15 protein-coding genes, 5 pseudogenes and 1 other annotated feature are annotated in these 16,931 nt (G+C 35.5%); of the genes and pseudogenes, 9 read left to right on the forward strand and 11 right to left on the reverse strand.

The window, feature by feature from the left end; genetic code table 11:
* Positions 1-93 precede the first annotated feature (93 nt).
* The gene (locus PYW32_RS09755; RefSeq protein ID WP_016174483.1) at positions 94-1,476 is read left to right on the forward strand and encodes an MATE family efflux transporter; all 1,383 of its coding nucleotides are present in this window, start codon (positions 94-96) and stop codon (positions 1,474-1,476) included.
* A gap of 100 nt (positions 1,477-1,576) precedes the next feature.
* On the opposite strand, the gene PYW32_RS09760 is transcribed toward PYW32_RS09755, so the two are convergent.
* Positions 1,577-2,266 (reverse strand): aspartate/glutamate racemase family protein, encoded by a 690-nt coding sequence (locus PYW32_RS09760; RefSeq protein WP_016174482.1) that lies wholly within the window; start codon positions 2,264-2,266, stop codon positions 1,577-1,579.
* Between the two features lie 93 nt (positions 2,267-2,359).
* A pseudogene (locus PYW32_RS09765) lies at positions 2,360-2,776 on the reverse strand (beta/alpha barrel domain-containing protein); the annotation flags it as partial.
* Here PYW32_RS09765 and PYW32_RS09770 point away from each other — a divergent pair.
* Positions 2,765-3,511 (forward strand): MurR/RpiR family transcriptional regulator, encoded by a 747-nt coding sequence (locus PYW32_RS09770; protein ID WP_035010065.1) that lies wholly within the window; start codon positions 2,765-2,767, stop codon positions 3,509-3,511. The pseudogene PYW32_RS09765 and the gene PYW32_RS09770 sit on opposite strands and share 12 nt — an antisense overlap.
* A gap of 46 nt (positions 3,512-3,557) precedes the next feature.
* Here the strand turns inward: PYW32_RS09770 and PYW32_RS09775 are convergent.
* A pseudogene (locus tag PYW32_RS09775) lies at positions 3,558-3,890 on the reverse strand (family 4 glycosyl hydrolase); the annotation flags it as partial.
* On the opposite strand from PYW32_RS09775, the pseudogene PYW32_RS09780 reads away from it, so the two are divergent.
* Positions 3,889-4,125: pseudogene (locus PYW32_RS09780) on the forward strand (Rossmann-fold NAD(P)-binding domain-containing protein); the annotation flags it as partial. The pseudogenes PYW32_RS09775 and PYW32_RS09780 overlap by 2 nt on opposite strands.
* A 62-nt stretch (positions 4,126-4,187) precedes the next feature.
* Here the strand turns inward: PYW32_RS09780 and PYW32_RS09785 are convergent.
* The gene (locus tag PYW32_RS09785) at positions 4,188-4,742 is read right to left on the reverse strand and encodes an NADPH-dependent FMN reductase (protein ID WP_016174478.1); all 555 of its coding nucleotides are present in this window, start codon (positions 4,740-4,742) and stop codon (positions 4,188-4,190) included.
* 151 nt (positions 4,743-4,893) lie between these two features.
* Between PYW32_RS09785 and PYW32_RS09790 the strand changes: the two genes are divergently transcribed.
* Positions 4,894-5,469, forward strand: coding sequence for a TetR/AcrR family transcriptional regulator (locus tag PYW32_RS09790; RefSeq protein WP_016174477.1), 576 nt, complete (start codon positions 4,894-4,896; stop codon positions 5,467-5,469).
* 428 nt (positions 5,470-5,897) lie between these two features.
* A pseudogene (locus PYW32_RS09795) lies at positions 5,898-6,521 on the forward strand (IS256 family transposase); the annotation flags it as partial.
* Positions 6,522-6,554: 33 nt separating this feature from the next.
* Here the strand turns inward: PYW32_RS09795 and PYW32_RS09800 are convergent.
* The 3 genes from PYW32_RS09800 to PYW32_RS09810 are packed head-to-tail and all read right to left on the reverse strand — an operon-like array spanning position 6,555 to position 9,512.
* Positions 6,555-7,673: an ABC transporter substrate-binding protein gene (locus PYW32_RS09800; protein ID WP_016174475.1), complete on the reverse strand. Its 1,119-nt coding sequence runs from the start codon at positions 7,671-7,673 to the stop codon at positions 6,555-6,557.
* Positions 7,674-7,695: 22 nt separating this feature from the next.
* Positions 7,696-8,478, reverse strand: coding sequence for an ABC transporter ATP-binding protein (locus tag PYW32_RS09805; protein WP_016174474.1), 783 nt, complete (start codon positions 8,476-8,478; stop codon positions 7,696-7,698).
* On the reverse strand, positions 8,472-9,512 hold the full coding sequence (locus PYW32_RS09810) for an ABC transporter permease (RefSeq protein WP_016174473.1): 1,041 nt from the start codon (positions 9,510-9,512) through the stop codon (positions 8,472-8,474). The genes PYW32_RS09805 and PYW32_RS09810 overlap by 7 nt, the downstream gene beginning before the upstream one ends.
* Before the next feature lie 114 nt (positions 9,513-9,626).
* Positions 9,627-9,867, reverse strand: a binding site (T-box leader).
* Between the two features lie 344 nt (positions 9,868-10,211).
* Between PYW32_RS09810 and PYW32_RS13410 the strand changes: the two are divergent.
* Positions 10,212-10,454 (forward strand): annotated as a pseudogene (locus PYW32_RS13410) (transposase); the annotation flags it as partial.
* Positions 10,455-10,515: 61 nt separating this feature from the next.
* On the forward strand, positions 10,516-10,725 hold the full coding sequence (locus PYW32_RS13415; RefSeq protein WP_425387184.1) for an IS3 family transposase: 210 nt from the start codon (positions 10,516-10,518) through the stop codon (positions 10,723-10,725).
* A gap of 404 nt (positions 10,726-11,129) precedes the next feature.
* Here PYW32_RS13415 and PYW32_RS09820 read toward each other — a convergent pair whose 3' ends face one another.
* The 4 genes from PYW32_RS09820 to PYW32_RS09835 are packed head-to-tail and all read right to left on the reverse strand — an operon-like array spanning position 11,130 to position 14,941.
* Positions 11,130-12,203 carry an ABC transporter substrate-binding protein gene (locus PYW32_RS09820; RefSeq protein WP_016174471.1) on the reverse strand — a complete coding sequence of 358 codons (1,074 nt, stop codon included), beginning with the start codon at positions 12,201-12,203 and terminating at the stop codon, positions 11,130-11,132.
* Complete coding sequence (locus tag PYW32_RS09825; RefSeq protein WP_016174470.1) at positions 12,200-13,039, reverse strand: ABC transporter permease; 840 nt, start codon at positions 13,037-13,039, stop codon at positions 12,200-12,202. The genes PYW32_RS09820 and PYW32_RS09825 overlap by 4 nt, the downstream gene beginning before the upstream one ends.
* Positions 13,036-13,842 carry an ABC transporter permease gene (locus PYW32_RS09830; protein WP_016174469.1) on the reverse strand — a complete coding sequence of 269 codons (807 nt, stop codon included), beginning with the start codon at positions 13,840-13,842 and terminating at the stop codon, positions 13,036-13,038. The genes PYW32_RS09825 and PYW32_RS09830 overlap by 4 nt, the downstream gene beginning before the upstream one ends.
* A 10-nt stretch (positions 13,843-13,852) precedes the next feature.
* Positions 13,853-14,941 (reverse strand): ABC transporter ATP-binding protein, encoded by a 1,089-nt coding sequence (locus PYW32_RS09835; RefSeq protein WP_016174468.1) that lies wholly within the window; start codon positions 14,939-14,941, stop codon positions 13,853-13,855.
* 256 nt (positions 14,942-15,197) lie between these two features.
* Between PYW32_RS09835 and PYW32_RS09840 the strand changes: the two genes are divergently transcribed.
* Together PYW32_RS09840 and PYW32_RS09845 are read left to right on the forward strand one after the other, a co-directional pair.
* Complete coding sequence (locus tag PYW32_RS09840; RefSeq protein WP_016174467.1) at positions 15,198-16,187, forward strand: YhdH/YhfP family quinone oxidoreductase; 990 nt, start codon at positions 15,198-15,200, stop codon at positions 16,185-16,187.
* Entirely contained in the window at positions 16,187-16,924 is a 738-nt protein-coding gene (locus PYW32_RS09845) for a phosphopantothenate--cysteine ligase (protein ID WP_016174466.1), read from the forward strand. Before PYW32_RS09840 ends, PYW32_RS09845 begins: the two co-directional genes overlap by 1 nt.
* Positions 16,925-16,931 lie beyond the last annotated feature (7 nt).

A 16,931-nucleotide genomic window follows, 5' to 3' on the forward strand; every position in this document is an offset into this window, starting at 1 on the left:
GCGAAAAAAATAATTTTTTTTACTTGTACCTTTTTTTATTTCATGTAAAATACAAGAGATGGTCTTTAATAGAGGAAGTGAATAGGAGAAATGATGAAAAAATTTATTGGGGATAAAGCTTTTTATCGCACGGTATTAACGATTGCAATTCCTGTTATGATCCAAAATGGCGTCACAAATTTAGTCAATTTTTTGGATAATATTATGGTTGGACAAATTGGAACAGAGCAAATGTCGGGAGTCGCAATTGTTAATCAACTGATTTTCGTTTTTAATTTATGTATTTTTGGGATTGTTTCAGGTGCCAGTATTTTTGGCACACAATATTATGGTAAACGTGACTTTGTGGGGATGAGAAATGCGTTTCGCTTTAAAATTATTGCAGGGATTATTGCTGCTTTAATCGGCTCGCTCCTTCTTTTCACGATGCAAGTACCGTTAATTTCGTTATTTTTGCACAGTGATGGAACGGATAGTAATTTAACACTTGCTTTGCAATCCGGGCAAGCATTCTTAGTGATTATGTTAATAGGACTGGTTCCTTTTTCTATCTCGCAAGCTTATGCTAGTACGCTACGAGAAATGGGCAGAACAATTATTCCCATGTTTGCAAGTAGTGTCGCCGTTGTGACTAATACTATCTTAAATTATATCTTGATTTTCGGAAACTTTGGCGCACCACAGTTAGGCGTACAAGGAGCGGCAATTTCAACAGTGGTTGCTCGTATCATTGAATGTGCGATTACTGTCATTTGGGTACATCGCCACAATATGGATAATCCTTTTATCGTGGGTGCCTACAAGCAATTCCACATTCCGAAACAACTGGTTCAACAAATTATTAAAAAAGGGTCACCGTTAATGTTAAACGAAGTGCTTTGGGCATGCGGTATCACCATCGTGTTGCAAGCTTATTCTGTTCGCGGATTAAGTGTTGTTGCAGGGATGAATATTGCGTCAACTGTCTCAAATATTTTTAACATTATTTTCTTGGCTTTAGGTAGTGCCGCTGCAGTAATTGTCGGACAATTGTTAGGTGCCAATAAAATGGTTGAAGCCAAAGACAGTGCACGTAAGTTGATTTTCTTTTCGGTTGTGAGTTGTACAATTATGGGAATTATTATGATGATCATCGCACCACATTTCCCAGAAATTTATAACACCAGTCTTGAAGTCAAAGATTTAGCTAGTCATTTTATTATTATCGGGGCATTATGTATGCCATTTATTGCCTTTAATCATGTGAGTTACTTTGTGCTACGTTCAGGTGGTAAAACGATTATTACGTTCTTATTTGATAGTGTCTTTATTTGGGTCATTGTCTTACCACTTGCTTATTTATTAAGTACGCATACAAACTTACCAATCGTTTGGGTATATTTCATTTGCCAAATGACCGAAGCATTTAAATGTATCATTGGTTATTTCTTAGTAAAATCAGATGCTTGGTTAGAAAATATTGTTGTTGAAGCCTAAAAAATTATGGTTCTGACAACCCCGTCTTTGCAATAAACAATCCGAACGATAGAGAGACTGCACCTGTGATCTTCTTCTATCGTTCGGATTTTTCGTTTACTTATTCACCTAATGCTAAGTCAACTGCTTGTTGCGCATGAATTTCGGTCGTATCGAAAACTGGCATAGACACATCGGCTTGCTGAATCAACAACCCAATTTCTGTGCAGCCTAAAATAACTCCTTCTGCTCCTGCTTTTGCAGCTTTTTCAATGATTGTACAAAATACTTCTTTTGAGTGGGGCAAAATTTTCCCATGACATAGTTCATCAAAAATAATTTGATTGATTTGTTCAATATCATCGGTAGGAATCCACACATCAATTCCCTTATCGATAATTCTTTGTTTGTAAAAATCTTGCTCCATAGTATATTTCGTTCCTAATAACGCTACTTTTTTAATCTCTTGTGCGTTAAGTGCGGCAATGGTCGCATCAGCAATGTGTAAAATTGGAATGGTCACCGTCTTTTCAAGCTGTGGTACCACTTTGTGCATCGTATTCGTACAAATGACTAGAAAATCTGCGCCCGCTTGCGCCAATTTCAACGCTTCTTTTTCTAAAATCTCGCCACTTTTTTCCCATTCGTTTGCTAATTGACACTTTTCAATTTCATCAAAATCAACACTAGCCAACAAAATCTTGGCAGAATGTAACCCGCCTAACTGTACATTAATCAACTGATTGATACGCGTATAATATGTCACGGTACTTTCCCAACTCATGCCACCAATTAAACCAATTGTCTTCATTTGCCTACCTCCATTAATTTCTGCTAGTGCACCATATTTACTAGCAACTGCAAAAAAAGAGTTTAGCAATCGATGCGCAAACTCTTTTTGCTATTATGAAAATCTTGGTGCTGCCACTTCTTTGGCTTGAATTTTCGTCTGCCATGAACTGGCTGTTTCAGCTAAAACGGTATTTAGTTCTTCAATGTTTTTACGTCCTTGCGTTTGTAACCATTGACGTGCCGCTACTTCTCCTTCTGTCACAAAAGGCTCTACACCATTTGCCCAAGTTGCACGTCCACACAACACGCCATTAAATGTTGAACCGGCTTCTTTCGCAAAGCGCAATGTCTCTTGAAATAACTCCGCACTAACTCCAGCACTTAGGAAAATAAATGGTAACTCTGTCGCTTCGCTTTGCTCTTTGAAATAGTTTAATGCTTCTGCACGAGAATAAACCACTTCTTCGCCATATCCTTCTACATAATTCATATTCACGGGAACTTCCATTTTTAAGACATCCACATTGTAACAGCGTATCTTTGGAAATACATTACAAAAAATATTCATGACATACCTAATCTCTCAATAATCAAATTAAGCGAGCTTGCAAATGTATCCACTTCCACTATTGTTCGTACAATGAAGAAAAAAGGCTATGAAGGATTTACAGCATTTAAGCATCATTTAAAAGATGAACAGCAGACAACAATTAATTTTGCTAATGTAGAAAAAATTGATGGTGAGATCAAACGCTCGATTTTGAAGAATGAACAAGAAATGATTCGGACGTTAAATATGATTCATACGGGTGTCATTGAAGATGCCATTCAAAAAATCAAAAGTTCTGAGCGAATTCTGATTTTTGCTAGAGGATTTTCGGAATTGATTGCTGAAGAAATGAAAATAAAGTTCCAGTTGACGGATAAATACTGTGAATTACATACCGATCCCAATATTATTAAAACAATGAGCAAGCATTTAAAGAAAACCGATAGTGTCATTTTTGTCTCATTGAATGGTGAAACAGAGGAGTTAGTTGATGCTGCCAAAAATTGCTACCAAAAAGAAATCGGGACAATCGCTATTACGACCAATAAAGACAGTCCACTATCTCATTTGTGTGAGTTGGTGTTAGTTGGTTTTAAGTCGGAAATTTCCTTTTTTCCCGATTATGAAGTACGTTCTCGGTTACCACTTTCCGTTATCGCTAGAATTTTACTCGATTCATATGTTATTCGTATGAAACAAGGAGAAAATAGATAAAAAGAGCTTAGGAAAGTCATTTTCCTAAGCTCTTTATTTTTATTCTTTACTTATATTCAGGAAGATAATCGCCATGTGCGTCAATTAACTCATCCACTAAATTCTTAATTTCTGCTAAGGACAATTCTGAAGATAGATGTGGATCAAGGTACGCTGCTTGGTAGATTTTTGATTTATCCAATGTCAACGCCGCTTCCACTGTTAATTCTTGGACATTGATATTTGTCCGATTCAATGCAGCTAATTGTGTGGGTAAATCGCCGACATACGTGGGTTGTACCCCGTTTTTATCCACCAAACAAGGAACCTCGACACACGCGTCAGTTGGTAAATTCGTAATGAGTCCTTTGTTCAACACGTTGCCAGCAATCACAGTCGGTGCATCTGCCGCAATGGCAAACGGTGGGGTTGCTGCATTCGTTAAATCTGCAGCGATTGATTTAACCAACGGCAAACGCATCAATTGCGTCAGTCCTACAATCGTTCAAGAGTCCCTTGATGTCTATGGCGACTCATTTAAAGGATTCAATGCCGTTCCCGTAGCGATTGTCGCAAACGCTTATGTAAAAAGTGTTGAAGGTAAACAAACTGGTCAAGAATATCAAGTTTATTAAAAAAAAGCCTTATCTTACTTCATCACAGTAAGATAAGGCTTTTTCACTCTTATTTTAAAAAATTATGCTGTTAATTTATTGAAAAAGACTACATAAGCATCGACAATTGTTTGGAAGAATTCAACTGTTGGTTCAACAAACTTTCCATCTTCGCCTACTAGATTTTGGAACGTACCGATATAGGCTTCTGGTTGTTGCAATACCGGAACATCTAAAAATACTAATGATTGTCGTAAGTGATGATTTGCTCCAAAACCTGCAATGGGTCCCATTGAACCACTTACCACTAAACCAGGTTTCTGTGTCCAAATACTTGCACCATAAGGGCGAGAACCCACATCTAACGCATTTTTGATAGATGCTGGAATTGAACGATTATATTCTGGAGTGAAGAAAAATACACCATCAATTGTTTTTGCAGCTTCACGAAAAGTAGTCCATTCTTCGGGCACTTTTCCTTCGACATCTAAATCTTCATTATATAACGGTAGATTCCCAATTTCTAAAAATTCCGCCTCAAAACCATCGGGTAATAATGTTTCAAATGTTTCTGCAATTTTTTTGTTGTAAGAGTCTTTTCTTAGACTCCCAACGATAAAGCCAATTTTCTTTGTCATCTTCTATTCCTCCTTACTAAATGGTGTTGCATATACGACACCTATCGTATATACTCATTGTACTTCAAATAACCAAATACGCAACAAACAAAACAATCGGATTGTTGGAAATCCAACAAATATCCATTATTGTCGCCAAGGAGTGAATATTATGCCTCATCAAGATGAGATTGATATCCGAACAAAACGAACAAGAAAATTAATTATTACTGCCTTCATGGAATTACTTCATGAAAAAACATTTGACTCCATTCGAATTGCTGATATTACCAATAAAGCAACGATCAATCGTGCGACCTTTTATAACTACTTTACGGATAAATACCAACTACTAGACACCATCACCGAAGAAACCTTGTTGTCGCATTTCCATAAAAATTTAACAGACGATGACGTTTTTTCACCTGATTTTGTCAAAAAAATTTATTTAACCTTAACCGATTTCCATATGAATATGTCTTACATTTGTCATAAAAATCATTTCGATGAATTATCATTATACACAAGCCCCATTTTACGAACGGAGATTACTAATACTTTATTAAAAGCCATTCAATTAAAATATCCTCAGGAAGACTCTGCCCGTTTATCATCGCTTGCTGCTATTATCAGTTGGTATATTATTGGCCTATCTTACGAATGGAAACATTCGAAACAACCTTCTGCAGAAGAATTTTTCAACCAATTTCGTGAAGATTACGAGAGATTGATTCTTAATTTTGGTTGATAAAAAAGAAAGTAATTTCAATTAAGAAAAAAGTTACCTTTAACATTTGTATTACAATCCCATAGAATTTCAATTTAAGGAAGCACCAATCATACTGTTTGGATAGGTGCTTCTTTTTATTATTCGCTAGACTCAAGCTCTGAATTATCTACACAGTTTATTTCTGCTATAAAATGTTGAACTACTAATTTATTTTTTCGAATTTACTCCCTTCGATCAGTTGAATCTCTATCGAAATTCTGTATGGTATAATTAATTAAGATGAAATATTCTTGCTGAAAATCTTTCAAACCTTATAATTTAAAAATATACAACTATTTCGATAGCGTAAAATATTTTGTGTAAATAGAAATTTTAGGTAGATAAAAAGAAAGTCCATTCTGTAAAATTAAAGTTACCACAACCGAAATTTTATAGAGGACTTTCTCATGACTAATTTTACTACAGAAATTATGGAAACACTAATCAATAAAGGTGATTTGGATGACTTATTCCGTATCCAATTATTTCAAAAAGGAATCACTATGTCTGAAATCTCTGAGTTGATTGAAAAAATGTATGGTCATTACTATACGCCACAAACCATTTCCAATATCACTCAAATAGTATCTGAAGATGTTGTTGCTTTTAAAGAAAGATCCTTAGAATCCCAATACTCAATCATTTTTATGGATGCTACTCACATTCCTTTAAAAAGACAAACTGTCTCAAAAGAAGCTGTATATATTGTCATAGGTATCCGACTAGATGGGACCAAAGAGGTTCTTGGGTTTAGTATTGCTCCAACTGAGTCTTCGTATGTTTGGAAAGAAATACTTCAAGACCTAAAAGACCGTGGTTTAGATGAGGTTTTATTAGTCGTAACTGATGGTTTAAGCGGCATTAACGATAGTATCCATAGTATTTATCCAAATGCTCAATTTCAACAATGTTGTGTCCATATCTCTAGAAATATTGCTCATAAGGTTCGTGTTAGTGACCGACAAGAAGTCTGTAATGATTTTAAATTGGTTTATCAAGCAGCTTCAAAAGAAGAAGCTATGAATCAAATCTCGTCAACGTCACATAAAATCCCTTCTCCTATTTCAATGATGGTTATGATTTCCAATAACAATACTAGTTTCTTTTTTATTCTTCGATTGATTTGTTGATTTTTTTTCTTCAACATAGGCAGTCTTATCATTAGTAACTTTGTCTAATTCTAAATCTAGAAATGAGTTTTCCTGTAATTTCTTAATATCAACGCCTTCTTCAATAATTCCTAAATCTTTCAGATCTTCTCCCACCTGAACAAAAGCTGCCTTTGCACCTTCAACTGACGGTATAAAGTTGTACGATTCTAATGACCGTAAATTCGTTACTTTGTCGCCATCAATATATTTCTGATCCAATTGAATTTGGACAGTTTCATCCTTATTATCATCAATCCAAGCAGATGCTTTTTGAATAGCCTGCGTGAATTTTTTTGCTACTTCGGGATGCTTGTTTGCTACTTCATTACTTACATACGCTACACAGCAGTACTCTTCATCATATGGAACTGTAGTGGCATTACTAGCTAAAGTCTCAAATCCATATTCATCTTTAATAATTTCTGTTGAAGGATCTCCTAATGCAATGGCATCAACCGTTCCATTCTCTAAAACTAAAGCTAAATCAGAAGAATTATATGCTACAAATTCTACTTCGGATTTTTCAGTACTGACATTAATGCCATTATCGCCTAAATAACGTTTCGCAAATGTTGCCGGGCTTCCTGCCACGCTTGATACACCGATTTTCTTTCCTTTTAAATCTTCTGCATTTTTAATATTACTATCTGATTTTACAAGAACTTGCAAGCAACCTGTATGTAGCCCTGTAGTTACTTTAATCTCCGCACCATTTGCCAATGGTTGAATAATACTGCCAATCAAACTATTACTGGCATCGATTTGTCCAGTACTGATAGCTGTAAAGTTATTGGTGTCTTCCCCTACTTTTACCAGTTCATATTTCAAACCTTCTTCATCAAAAAATCCTTGTTCGATTGCAATTTGTTGTGGTGCACTGCATAGATCCGAACTTTCAGCTATTTTTAATACATAATCATCTTCTTTCGCCTTATCCTGAGATACTGTATCTGCGCCACAAGCTGCTAAGTAAGTCGTTAATCCAATTAATCCAATATAAGAAAATATTTTTCTATAATTATTTTTTTTCATTAAAATCCCTGCTTTCTTGTTATTATTCGTGTACAAAATTTAAAATCTGCAATACTTGTTTTTTAACTTCCAAAAATTCTTCACTATTGCGATCTCGTTTTTCTCCTAAAAGTAAATCGACATCTATAATCTCTTTTAATTGAGCTGGCCTTGGTGTCATTGCAAAAATTCGACTGCTTAAATACACTGCTTCATCAACATCATGCGTCACCATGATTGTTGTCGTTTTACGATTCTTCCAAATATTCAATAACTCATCTTGCATGTTCACACGTGTAAAAGCATCCAAAGCGCCGAATGGTTCATCCAGTAATAACACTTTCGGATGATTCACTAATGCACGAGCTAAAGCTGCTCTTTGAGCCATCCCACCTGATAAATGATGCGGATAGGCTGTTTCAAAACCGTTTAAACCAACTAACTCAATAAATTGAGTAATATTTTCTTTATATCGTTTTTGTTTTCCACTGATTTTCAAACCAAAACCAACATTCTCTTCAATCGTCAACCAAGGAAAGAGTGTTGGATCTTGAAAAACTAAACCACGATCACTTCCAGGACCTTCAATTATGCGCTTGTCTAAAAAAATCTCTCCTTCATCTGGTTCTGTTAAACCAGCAACCAATCTTAAAAAAGTCGATTTTCCGCATCCCGAAGGACCAATCAACGTGATGAACTCACCTGGTTCGATTTCAGCGTTGATTTTTTCCAAAGCAATCACTGTTGGCTCGCCAGGATGGGTAGGTGGAAAGGTTTTACGAACATCTTCTAACTTAATATTTCCTGTATTGATTTTTTCTACCATCTGATGAATCCTTTCTGCCATTTCAAGAAATGGTCGCGTATTTTAAATAGAATTGTAATGATTAAAGAAAACCATATAGCAATTGTGATTAACCCAGCATAAACATTGGCATAACCCATAATTTCACGTTGCCAATTTATATACCAGCCAATTCCGTATTTTACGCCTAACATTTCCGCAGTCATCAATGTTAGAAACGAAGAAACTGTTCCGTTGAATAGACCCACAAAAATATTAGGCAATGCACCTGGAATAGCCACTTTAATTACTTTTTGAAATTCCGTTGCGCCTAATGTACTAGCTACTTCAAAGAAAGAATTTTTGACATTCGAAATTCCTGAATTTGTCAAAACTGTAACTGGAAACCAAACGGATAATGCAATTAAGAAAACACTTGCCTGATAACTAGTCGCAAAAGCCGATAATGCAACAGGTACAAAAGCAGTTGATGGAATAGGACCTAATACTTTTACAATTGGATCTAACCAATAATTCCAATTTTTATTCCAACCAATCAATATTCCTGTCAATAAACCTGTTGTAATCCCAAATAATAATCCCAAGCCTAACAATGCTGAAGAATGAGCCACGCACTCTAATATAAATTGAAAGTCTTTCACAAATACATTTAAAATTCGTTCTGGACTAGGAAAGAACAATACTTTCAGTATTGAAAATTTAAGTGTAACCAAATTATAACTAGCCAATACTAAGAAAGATACACCAGTGAAATATGCTTTGTATAAATAGCGTTGATTTCGTTTGGTAACAAGATAGTACACACTAGCAATAGCTGTAATAACTAAGCAAATAATTGTAAAATACGTATAATAAGGTAATTCTTCTTGCGTATATTCCGAACTAGTTGGCACTATGATTTGTAATAAAAAGGCAATAATTGCACTAAAAAACGGGAAAAATAATCGAATATAGTGTTTTTGTTGGATCGAATTTATTAATTTTTTACCCTTTGTTCTTCCCTCTTTCTTCTTTAACAGAAAAGAAAATGATGTCGTTTTATAAATTTTTTTCATAAGCTCCCTCTTTTCTCCTAATATAGTAAATAGTAAAAGTTAAATTATTCCCTCAATTTGGTTTCCTCCTAACTAGTTTCCACAAATAAAAATCCTCCCCAAAATAATACTTTTGGGAAGGACGATTTACCGTGTTACCACCTTCATTTTAGTTTGGCTCACACCAAAAAACTCCGTCAGTACTATCTAGAGATTATACTGTGTTGCGATAACGGGCACCTCCGTCGATTGCTTGTAAAAACTTACAATCAATTGCTCCAAGACCATCTTCTATCAATTCCTTGATATCCTTTCTCATCAACCGGATTCTCTGTAATCAATTCATTTGATTTACTCATCTCTTCTACGCATTTTGTTATTTACATCACTATATAATCGTAAAAAATAGAAGTCAATTCACTACGTAATCAATGTTTTCCATACAAAACACTATTTAAACAGTATATTCACCGAAAAACAGTAGGATTTAAGCTTTATAGATGATTTAATAAAACTATCACATAACTTCTTCATCTAACGTAAAAAAACATTATTTTTACTATATTTACAGATAACAACTTAAAATTTGAGCTATTTTTTTAATGTAGCTCAAGAATATTTAAAATTTTTTCTATTATCTAAACTGGATAGGCTACAATAAACTAGACAGAAAAGATAAGGTGTGTAAACTATCAGAAAACACACTGGAGGAATCATTTCATGTCGCAAAGAAGAGAACGCAGAACCTACACGCAAGAATTTAAACAACAAATGGTCGACTTATTAAATTCGGGGAAACCAAGAGCCGGCATCATCAGAGAATATGAACTAACACCATCGTCCTTTGACAAATGGGTCCGTCAGGCAAAACAGACAGGTTCATTCAAAGAAGCCGATACTCTTACTCCAGCGGAAAAAGAGCTTATAGCCTTACGCAAACGAAACCAACAACTTGAGATGGAAAATCAAAGCTGCTCTGGCAAAACGTGATATCTTCGTTAGTCGTCGCAAAATCGGTCAAATCATGAATAGACAAGGTTGTCCTTATGATAATGCAGTGGCAGAATCAACCTATAAATCATTCAAAGCAGAATTTGTTTATCCGAACACATTTGACACATTGAATCAACTCAAACTGCAATTATTTGATTACGTCAATTGGTGGAATTATCTTCGGTTACACGGTTCTTTGGGATACGAGACACCAATCAGCATTCGAAATCGGATTAGATAACAAGCACCTGATTTTTACACTTTATAATTTTTATCAAAAAAAGGGTTACCATTCCATTTTGAGCAAACGCACGAGGGATAGATTCATAGCCCTTATTTCTACTGAATTTCAAAATCGAACCATCAGTATTCTTAGGTGAAGCACGCTTGTTAAATTCATTAGTGAACTGAAATACGCTCATTTTTTCTCCTTTCATAATCTATACAAAACACAAAAACAGCCATTATATCAAGCTTTTTAAGTCAAAAATATTGAGAGAAATATTGGAGAGAAAAGATAAAATAACAACAAAAAAACGGCTTTTTAGCCGTTTTTGAGAGAAAATTGAGAAACTGATGATGAAAATGGTAGATGAAGGCACCCTAAGATTGTTGATATTGCACCATTTTCATCGAAGATTGGTACTATTTCCGATACATCTTCAACTCTAAGAACAAGTCATTGTAAATCCCAACGTATTCTTTCCCTAAATCTTCATAAACTTCAAGATGTGACATCAATTCATCGGAAGGATAAAATTGTTCGTCCTCTGTTATTTCTTTTGGTAGAATCTCTAAGGCTTTCTTATTCGGTGTGGAATAACCAATGTATTCCGCGTTTTGTGCTGCATTTTCTGGTCGTAACATGAAGTTGATAAATTCGTAGGCTCCTTCGACATTTTTGGCTGTTTTCGGGATAACGATATTATCAAACCATAAGTTTGATCCTTCTTTTGGAATCACATAATGAATGTGCTCGTTTTCTGCCATCATATCGGCTGCTTCACCAGAAAATGTGACAGCAACGGCACTTTCTTCATTTGCCATATACATTTTAATTTCATCTGCCACGATTGCTTTCACATTCGGGGTCATTTTACGTAGTTTTTCGACTGCTTCTTCTAATTCATCGATATTTTTACTGTTTAATGAATAACCTAAACTATTTAAGCCTAAACCAATCACTTCGCGAGCACCATCAATTAACATGATGTTGTCTTTTAATTCTGGACGCCATAAATCGTTCCATGAGGTCATTTTATCTGCATGAATAAATTTATCGTTATACGCAATACCTAATGTCCCCCAGAAATAAGGAATCGAATAACTATTAGCTGGATCAAAACTTAAATTCAAGAAACGAGGATCAATATTTTCTAATCCCTCAATTTTGGTATGATCTAAGGGTAACACTAGTTTTTCATCAATCATTTTTTGAATCATATACTCACTTGGAATCGAAATGTCATATGCTGTTCCGCCTTGACGAATTTTGGTGAACATCGCTTCATTTGAATCAAATGTATCATAATTGACTTTGTATCCTGATTCTTCTTCAAACTTTTTCAATAATTCTGGGTCAATATAGTCGCCCCAGTTATAAATATTTAAGACTTGCGCACCGGCCATTCCCGTTGACTTTTCCAATTGACGAACGCCTAATAGTAAAACCACAATAATGATGACGATACCGATAATCAATGATTGTAATTTCTTCATTGTAAATCCGTCACCTCTCTTTTTTGACGATTCTTACGAACACGACGGGACACATTTTCTTGGCTAATGAAATAATAACCAACGACTAAAATCATTGAGAACAAGAATACTAAAGTACTTAATGCATTGATTTCCAAACTAATCCCTTGTCTTGCCCGAGAATAAATTTCTACAGATAATGTGCTAAAGCCATTTCCAGTGACAAAAAATGTTACTGCAAAATCATCTAGCGAATACGTAAATGCCATGAAATAACCAGCAATAATTCCTGGCGATAAAAATGGTAAGATAATGTTTTTCACTACTTGGAAATTATTTGCCCCTAAATCTCTAGCAGCATCCACCATCGAATCATTCATTTCGCGTAATTTTGGTAAAACCATTAAAACAACAATCGGAATACTAAAGGCAATATGTGAAAGTAAAACGCTCGTAAAGCCCAAACTAAAACTACGGAATAAACCACCAATCATCGTAAAGAAAATCAAGAAGCTCGCACCGATGATAACATCTGGTGAAACCAATAAAATATTATTCAAACTTAATAATGCATTACGTGTTGACCGTTGCTTTGTATAATAAATCGCCATGGCACCAAATGTTCCAATCGCTGTCGCAATCAAAGCAGATAAAAAGGCCAACATAAACGTATTCAAAACAATAATTAACAAACGAGAGTCTTCAAAAACAGCCGTATAATTATCCCAAGTAAACCCCGTAAAACGATTCATTGTTCCCCCATCATTGAAGGAATAAAAAATCAAATAAAAGATAGGCGTATAGAGCATCACAAAAACAACCGCTAAGTAAAGACGAGACCAAGGAAATTTTTTCATTTTCTACCTCCTTTTTTCTTCTCACCTGTTAAGAGCATTACGACAACCATGGCGATGATTAACACGACACCTATTGTGGAACCCATACCCCAGTTTTGTGTCACTAAGAAATGTTGTTCAATCGCTGTTCCTAAAGTAATCACGCGATTACCCCCAATTAAACGAGTTAACATGAATAGGGATAGTGACGGAATGAAAACCGCTTGAACACCACTTTTCACTCCATTTAAAGATAAGGGGAAAATAACGCGACGGAAGGTTTCAAAATTATTGGCCCCTAAATCACGACTAGCACTAATTAAAGATGGATTCATTTCTTCTAGCGCATTGTAGATAGGCATAATCATAAATGGCAATTCAATATATGTTGCGACCACTAAAAAACTAAAGTCTGTAAATAAAATTTGTTGTGGTCCAATCCCTGTAAAAGTCAAGAAACTATTGACACTACCATTGATACCAAAAATTCCAATGAACGCATACGCTTTTAATAATAAGTTCACCCATGTAGGTAAAATAATCAGCAATAACCATAAATCTTTATGTTTTAATTTTGTTAAAAAATACGCAGTTGGATAACTGATTAACAATGTAATTAATGTGATTAAAAACGCGTACCACACTGAGTTTAAAGTCATCGTTAAGTATTTACCAGAAGCAAAATACGTTTGATAATTAATCAACGAAAACTGACCATTCATATCAAAGAATGATTGATAAACAATCATTAAAACTGGTGCAATTACAAATAAGACTAGCCAAAACATGTATGGAATGGCATAAATCCGTCTGATTTTTGTCATTTTCTCCCTCCTACTCTTCGTAACTTTCTAGTCGGGCATCAAAATCTTCTTCCGATTCATTAAAGCGCATTACGTGGATATCTTCAGGTTCAAACGACAAGCCGATTTGGCTACCTTCAACAGCTTTTCTCGTTGAGTGAACCATCCATTCATTTTCTTGTTCATCGTAACAAATAATTTCATAATGTACGCCACGGAATAATTGCGTATTGACGCGAACACTTAATTTGCCGTTTTCGATTGATGTCAAACTTAAGTCTTCGGGACGAATGACGATTTCAACTGCTTCATTCTTACGCATACCACCATCCACACACTCAAATTGTTTCCCAACAAACTCGACTAAATTGTCTTCAATCATCGTGCCATTGACAATATTACTTTCACCAACAAAATCTGCTACAAAATGATTAATTGGTTCATCATAAATATCAACTGGTGTCCCACTTTGAACGATTTTTCCTTTATTCATAACAAAGATTTCATCACTCATCGCCAAGGCTTCTTCTTGGTCATGCGTAACAAAAATAAACGTAATTCCTAAACGCTGTTGCAACTCACGTAATTCATATTGCATGTCTGTACGTAGTTTTAAATCAAGTGCCGACAATGGTTCATCTAGCAACAAGACTTTCGGTTCATTGACAATAGCTCGAGCAATCGCCACACGTTGACGTTGTCCTCCAGACATTTCACTGATTTCACGGTTTTCATAACCGCCTAATTGCACCAAACGTAACGCTTCTTTCACTTTTGTTTCGATTTCTTTTTTAGGCATTTTTTTTATTTTCAATCCAAATGCGACGTTATCAAATACATTCATATGCGGAAACAGTGCATAATCTTGAAAGACAGTGTTTACTTGGCGTTGATTGGCAGGTATATCATTAATTCGTTTTCCTTCAAAGAAGACATCTCCTTCGGTCGCCTCAGAAAACCCAGCGATAATCCTTAAAATCGTTGTCTTTCCACAACCTGACGGACCAAGCAAGGTATAGAATTTTCCTTCTTCTATATCAAAACTCACACTCTTCAAAATCGTCTCATCATCGTCGTACCGCTTCACCACATTACTAAATGAAATGATTGGTTTTCCCACTATTCTTTCCTCCCCAAATTGGTTTATTATATGTCCCCATTTCCGAATGAACGTTTGGCTTTTGACAAAATTACTACCATATATACATCCATTTTTTTCGTTCTCAGAACATACTGTTTAAGGATAATTTTTTTTGCAGAAAAATACAAGTATAATCTTTCAATTTAATTGATTTTTTTCCGCAACAAAATAATTGAATATGTTATGATAGAGTTATTCAATTATTTTTAGAAGTTTAATTAAAGGAGTGATTAAAATGAATCAATTTTTAGCTTTCGAAGTAACAAAAACAGACAATGTTTTTGCGAGAGGAATCGTACGAAAAGAACCGCAAACGCTACCAAATAAGCATGTTGCTATTAAAGTCGATTATTCTGACATCAATTATAAAGATGCCCTAGCTTCTTCCAAAGATGGCGGCGTGATCCGCGAGTATCCAAAAATTCCAGGAATTGATTTAGCTGGAGAAATTATTGAATCTCGCAGTGAACACTGGCATGTGGGGCAAAAAGTCTTGGTCACAGGTTATGGACTCGGTGTTTCTGTTAATGGTGGATTTAGCCAATACCAACAAGTACCCGAAGAATGGCTCGTGGCGTTGCCTGACCAATTAACGACAAAAGAAGCGATGATTTTTGGTACAGCTGGTTTTACAGCAGCTTTGGCTGTCACCAAGTTACTCAAAGATACCCCAAAAGATGGACGCGTGGTTGTCACTGGAGCTTCTGGTGGCGTTGGTAGTGTCGCAATTGCTTTGTTACATCGTTTAGGTTATACCAATATCACTGCTGTTTCTCGTAAAAAAGCCGATGTTGCGTGGTTAAAAGATTTAGGGGCAACCGCAATTGTCGAACCTGAAGAAATTTTACCAGAACAAGTAAAACCATTAAATAAACAACGTATTGCCGCAGTCATTGACAGTGTCGGTGGTGACCTATTAGCTGGCTTGTTGAGTCAAATCAATTATGGTGGCAGTGTCTTTTTATGTGGTAATGCTGGTGGGCTTCAATTAAATACAACTGTCTTGCCATTTATTTTAAGAGGAATTAAAATGGTAGGGATTGATTCAGTGAATGTTGAGATGACTGAAAGAAAAGCTACTTGGCAATTTCTAGCTGAGCATCAACCATTGATTGAACAATTACACTATCAAGAAGTGGCCTTGATTGACTTAGATGAACCGGTCGATGCTTTATTAGCAGGGACCCATCAAGGGCGCACTATTGTACAAATGGAAGTGAGATAATGAGAGTTTTAATTACAGCTGGAGGAACTTCTGAAAAAATCGATGATGTTCGTTCCATCACCAATCATTCTACCGGAAAATTAGGCAGTTTAATTGCCGAAGCATTTTTAACGCATGATGTGACTATTGATTATGTGACAACTGCGACTACGCTACGTCCGGCATCAGACAAAGTAAACATCCATGAAATTGCAGGCACACAAGAATTAGCCGATACGTTGCAAAACTTATTGCAACAGCAACCGTATGATGCTGTCATTCATAGTATGGCTGTAAGTGACTTTACGCCTGAAAAAAGTTTGTCCCAAGAAGATTTCCTGACAAAAATCAATCAACTAATTGCGCGACAACAACCACTGACAGCCGAAGATCTAACTGTTTTAACAGAAGATACCGCAGCCAAAGAAAATAAGATTTCATCCAATACCGATCACCTCTTCTTAATTTTGAAAAAGACACCTAAAGTGATTCAACAAATAAAACAATTGCAACCAGCAACTATCTTAGTGGGGTTTAAATTGTTAGTGGATGTTTCAAAAGAAGAATTAGTCGATGTTGCTCGTCATAGTCTCATCAAAAACCAAGCGGATTACGTTTTAGCGAATGATTTAACTTCGATTCACCACGGACAACATGTGGGTTATTTTATCAATAAAGAAGGAACCATCATTGGTGAAGCAACGAGTAAAGAAGCGATAGCTCAATTAATTGTCAAAACACTCTTAGACACTCTATAATGGAAAA

The sequence above is a fragment of the Enterococcus saccharolyticus subsp. saccharolyticus genome (assembly GCF_029023825.1).
In the GTDB taxonomy this organism is placed as follows: domain Bacteria; phylum Bacillota; class Bacilli; order Lactobacillales; family Enterococcaceae; genus Enterococcus_F; species Enterococcus_F saccharolyticus.

Coding starts and splice junctions, on each gene's coding strand:
- PYW32_RS09755 (WP_016174483.1), top strand. CDS start 94: ATGAAAAAATTTATTGGGGATAAAGCTTTTTATCGCACGGTATTAACG.
- PYW32_RS09760 (WP_016174482.1), bottom strand. CDS start 2,266: ATGAAGACAATTGGTTTAATTGGTGGCATGAGTTGGGAAAGTACCGTG.
- PYW32_RS09785 (WP_016174478.1), bottom strand. CDS start 4,742: ATGACAAAGAAAATTGGCTTTATCGTTGGGAGTCTAAGAAAAGACTCT.
- PYW32_RS09790 (WP_016174477.1), top strand. CDS start 4,894: ATGCCTCATCAAGATGAGATTGATATCCGAACAAAACGAACAAGAAAA.
- PYW32_RS09800 (WP_016174475.1), bottom strand. CDS start 7,673: ATGAAAAAAAATAATTATAGAAAAATATTTTCTTATATTGGATTAATT.
- PYW32_RS09805 (WP_016174474.1), bottom strand. CDS start 8,478: ATGGTAGAAAAAATCAATACAGGAAATATTAAGTTAGAAGATGTTCGT.
- PYW32_RS09810 (WP_016174473.1), bottom strand. CDS start 9,512: ATGAAAAAAATTTATAAAACGACATCATTTTCTTTTCTGTTAAAGAAG.
- PYW32_RS13415 (WP_425387184.1), top strand. CDS start 10,516: ATGAATAGACAAGGTTGTCCTTATGATAATGCAGTGGCAGAATCAACC.
- PYW32_RS09820 (WP_016174471.1), bottom strand. CDS start 12,203: ATGAAGAAATTACAATCATTGATTATCGGTATCGTCATCATTATTGTG.
- PYW32_RS09825 (WP_016174470.1), bottom strand. CDS start 13,039: ATGAAAAAATTTCCTTGGTCTCGTCTTTACTTAGCGGTTGTTTTTGTG.
- PYW32_RS09830 (WP_016174469.1), bottom strand. CDS start 13,842: ATGACAAAAATCAGACGGATTTATGCCATTCCATACATGTTTTGGCTA.
- PYW32_RS09840 (WP_016174467.1), top strand. CDS start 15,198: ATGAATCAATTTTTAGCTTTCGAAGTAACAAAAACAGACAATGTTTTT.
- PYW32_RS09845 (WP_016174466.1), top strand. CDS start 16,187: ATGAGAGTTTTAATTACAGCTGGAGGAACTTCTGAAAAAATCGATGAT.